1 pseudogene is annotated in these 370 nt (G+C 65.4%); it reads right to left on the bottom strand.

The window, feature by feature from the left end:
• A pseudogene (locus ACPXB3_RS22555) lies at positions 1-370 on the bottom strand (HNH endonuclease); the annotation flags it as partial.

Here is a 370-nt window from a genome sequence, read left to right on the forward strand (position 1 = left end):
TGTTGCCGAGTTGGTGTGCGTGCTTGCCGATTTCGGCGGGACTCATCCCGGACAGTGCTTGGGAGACGAGTGCTCGGGTGTGGTCGCGGCGTTGCTCGGGGGTGACGGGTTCGCCGGCGCGGGATTCGATGTGGGTGAGTCCGCGGACGACGGCGTCGGCGTGGTCGAGGGACACCGACCCGTAGGCGCTGTGCTTATGCAGTCCGTCGATGTCTTCGGCGGTGCCGACGTGGACGAGTCGGGTGGCAACGGCGGGAGCAAATCCCATGGTGATCAACAGTTCTCGCACCGATCGGCCTTGGGGTGCGGTCATCTTGAGGCGGTCGAACTCGCCGGTCAGGTTCGCCGCGTAGTGATCGAGCATGTTGCG

It is taken from the genome of Gordonia sp. DT219, assembly GCF_049847065.1.
Taxonomy (GTDB): Bacteria; Actinomycetota; Actinomycetes; order Mycobacteriales; family Mycobacteriaceae; genus Gordonia.